Source organism: Silvania sp., from assembly GCF_051656365.1.
Taxonomy (GTDB): Bacteria; Pseudomonadota; Gammaproteobacteria; order Enterobacterales; family Enterobacteriaceae; genus Enterobacter; species Enterobacter hatchlandensis.
The window spans coordinates 1-3,308 of record NZ_JBOGBT010000098.1 but is presented as its reverse complement, the minus strand read 5'-3'; the positions used below and the strand labels follow the sequence as shown (position 1 = coordinate 3,308).

Here is a 3,308-nt window from a genome sequence, read left to right as displayed (position 1 = left end):
CCTCAGCTTATTCCTTCCGGCTTCGGGTCGGGCGCGATCCTACATCCATGTAGGTCACGCCCTCTCGGCGCATCCATGCGCCTCGCCCCGGCCTACAGGAAACGCTTCGGCGATTTTCAGCCGGACAAAGGTATCGCTGTAAGAGATTTATTCTCTTGTCGTTATTCCGTTGCTTTAAGATTAAAAATTACTGGGGATTGGTCAGCCAACAGGGAGAGGGAGCAAACACTAAAAACGGCAACAGGGTTGCCGTTTTGCTTTAACCTCCACACACCTCACACCCCGGATTACGCATCAGCTTCATCTCGCGGAACTGGCAGGTCATCGCGTCGTACATCACGATTTTCCCCGCAGCAGGGGTACCGTAATGCGCCAGCATTTTAATGGCTTCCATTGCCTGCATAGAACCGATCACCCCGACCAGCGGCGCCATTACGCCGGCTTCCACGCAGGTGAGGGCATTCTCGCCAAACAGACGACTCAGGCAGCGGTAGCAGGGTTCGCCTTCGACATACGTAAAGACGCTGACTTGCCCCTCCATGCGGATCGCCGCCCCGGACACCAGCGGCGTTTTATGCACAAAACAGCCCGCGTTGAGCTGGTTGCGGATCGCGACGTTATCGGTGCAGTCGAGCACCAGATCGTGATGGGCAATCTGCGCAAACAGCGAGGTTTCATCGAGCAGCGCGTTAAGAAGGGTAAACCTGACGTTGGGGTTGATGCGCGCCAGTGACGCGTGGGCGGAGACCACTTTCGGCTCGCCGAGGGTGGCGTCGCTGTGCAGCGTCTGGCGCTGTAGATTGGACAGTGAAACGGTATCGAAATCGAGCAGCGTCATGTGCCCCACGCCTGCGGCTGCCAGATACTGCGCGGCGGCACAACCCAGCCCGCCAAGGCCCACCACCAGCACGTTGGCCGCTTTCAGCGCTTCCTGACCGTCAAAATCAAAGCCGCGCAGCACGATCTGGCGGTTGTAGCGCAGCATCTCGTTATCGCTCAGTTCCACCGCCATGATCAGCCCCCAAATAGTGCGTTAAACGGCTCAACTTCCACCCATTCACCGGCTTCCACGTTGCCGCGCTCGCGCTCCAGCACGATAAAACAGTTGCCCTGGCTGAATGAGCTGAAAATATGTGAACCCTGATGGCCGGTAGTGCTCACCTCCAGATCGCCGTCGGCGTTACGCGCCAGAATACCGCGCTGGAAGTCGAGACGCCCCGGCGATTTCTTCAGTCGGGTCGCTGCGCGCACGCGCTGACGGGCAGGCAGGCTGTGGGCGGTATTGCCGGATAATTTCGCCAGCAGAGGCTGTACCAGTTGATAAAACGTGAACGCCGCCGAGACCGGGTTGCCCGGCAGCCCGCAGAACCAGCTGTCGGGCAGTTTGCCAAAGGCGAAGGGTTTGCCCGGCTTGATGGCCAGTTTCCAGAACCCAATTTCGCCCAGCTCATCAAGAATGGTTTTGGTGTAATCTGCTTCGCCCACCGACACGCCGCCAGAGCTAAGTACCACGTCGGCGATGCGGTTTGCTTCCAGGAACGCGGCGCGTAGCTGCTGCGGATCGTCAGGAATAATGCCGAGATTAATCACCTCACAGCCGAGCTGCTCCAGCATCAGATGCACCGCCAGGCGGTTGGTGTCGTAGATCTGCCCCTCTGCCAGCGGCTGGCCCGGGAGTTGCAGTTCATCGCCAGTGGAGAACACCGCGACGCGCGCTTTACGCACCACCGCAACACTGGCAATACCCAGCGAAGCCAGCACCGGCAGTTCGGCCACGGTCAACCGGGTCCCCGCCGCAAAAACGGTGGCGCCCTGGGTGATGTCCTCTCCGCTGCGACGGATATTCTGGTTTGCCTTAACGCTGGCGGTGAACCGCACGCCGTTGTCAGCCTGTTCGGTCTCTTCCTGCATCACCACCGCATCGCAGCCCGCGGGAACCGGGGCACCGGTCATAATGCGGATGCAACTTCCGGCTGGCCATTCACCGTGGAAGGGTTGCCCGGCAAAGGCTTTGCCCGCCACCGGCAGGGGAGTGCCTGCCACCAGATCCGCCAGTCGTACGGCATAGCCATCCATCGCCGAGTTATCAAAACCCGGGACGTTGAGCGGCGAGACAATATCAGCGGCGGTGACGCGGCCAAAACAGCTCAGCAGCGGCAGCGTTTCCTGTTCTGACAGCGGGGTAATGCTCGCGAGCATCTGGGTGAGAGCCGTCTCAAGCGGCATCAGTCCGGCGGTAAAATCCATGGGTTACTCCAGCGCGGTAATAGCGAAGGCGCTCATTATGGCAGAAAAGTGCCGTTAACTGTATGACACCATGGGCTTACCCTTTACATCACGGTTGCGTCTTTCTATATTCAAAAATTATCTGAAACTCCGGCAACGATAATGATATTTATAGAAAAAGCGGCAATTCAGCGCGCAAAGGTGAAGTGAATGGGGAATGCAGTCATCGCAATTCATGGCGGCGCAGGGGCGATTACCCGGGCGCAGCTCAGTCAGGCGCAAGAGCAGCGCTATGTTGAGGCGCTTTCGTCGATAGTGGAAAACGGTCAGCGAATGCTGGAGGCGGGCGAGAGCGCGCTGGATGTGGTGACCGAAGCGGTGCGCCTGCTGGAGGAGTGCCCGTTGTTCAATGCAGGGATTGGCGCGGTCTTTACCCGCGACGAAACCCATGAGCTGGATGCCTGCGTCATGGACGGCATTACCCTGAAAGCCGGTGCCGTGGCGGGGGTCAGCCACCTGCGCAACCCCGTACTGGCCGCGCGGCTGGTGATGGAGCAAAGCCCGCACGTGCTGCTGGTGGGCGAGGGCGCCGAGAAATTTGCCTTCGACCATGGCATGGAATCCGTTTCGCCGGAGATCTTTTCCACCCCCGAGCGCTACCAGCAGCTGCTGGCGGCGCGCGGTGCAGGTGATGTTCGTCTCGACCACGCCGCCCCGCTGGACGAATCCAGCAAAACCGGCACCGTCGGCGCCGTGGCGCTGGACAAGGCCGGGAACCTGGCGGCGGCTACGTCGACGGGCGGGATGACCAATAAACTCCCGGGACGGGTGGGCGACACTCCCATACCCGGCGCGGGCTGCTACGCCAATAACGCCAGCGTGGCGGTCTCCTGTACCGGCACCGGCGAGGTGTTTATCCGCACCCTGGCGGCCTATGACATTGCGGCGCTGATGGACTACGGCGGCTTAAGCCTGGCCGAAGCCTGCGAGCGGGTGGTGATGGAAAAACTTCCCGCTCTCGACGGCAGCGGCGGCCTGATTGCCGTCGATCGTGAGGGTAACGTGGCGTTGCCTTTTAACAG

At 60.3% G+C, this 3,308-nt stretch carries 3 protein-coding genes; 1 reads left to right on the top strand and 2 read right to left on the bottom strand.

Translation table 11 applies throughout. The features are described 5' to 3' along the window. Positions 1–259: 259 nt before the first annotated feature. Together moeB and moeA are read right to left on the bottom strand one after the other, a co-directional pair. Positions 260–1,012, bottom strand: coding sequence for a molybdopterin-synthase adenylyltransferase MoeB (gene moeB, locus ACRDD5_RS19630; RefSeq protein WP_438677739.1), 753 nt, complete (start codon positions 1,010–1,012; stop codon positions 260–262). Between the two features lie 2 nt (positions 1,013–1,014). After that, positions 1,015–2,247, bottom strand: coding sequence for a molybdopterin molybdotransferase MoeA (gene moeA, locus ACRDD5_RS19625; protein WP_438677738.1), 1,233 nt, complete (start codon positions 2,245–2,247; stop codon positions 1,015–1,017). Between the two features lie 189 nt (positions 2,248–2,436). Between moeA and iaaA the strand changes: the two genes are divergently transcribed. Next, a partial coding sequence (iaaA, locus tag ACRDD5_RS19620; RefSeq protein WP_438677737.1) for a beta-aspartyl-peptidase occupies positions 2,437–3,308 on the top strand: 872 nt, incomplete at its 3' end.

Bases quoted from the DNA above. Each gene is read 5' to 3' on its own strand.
- moeA (WP_438677738.1), bottom strand. From the start codon at position 2,247: ATGGATTTTACCGCCGGACTGATGCCGCTTGAGACGGCTCTCACCCAG.
- moeB (WP_438677739.1), bottom strand. From the start codon at position 1,012: ATGGCGGTGGAACTGAGCGATAACGAGATGCTGCGCTACAACCGCCAG.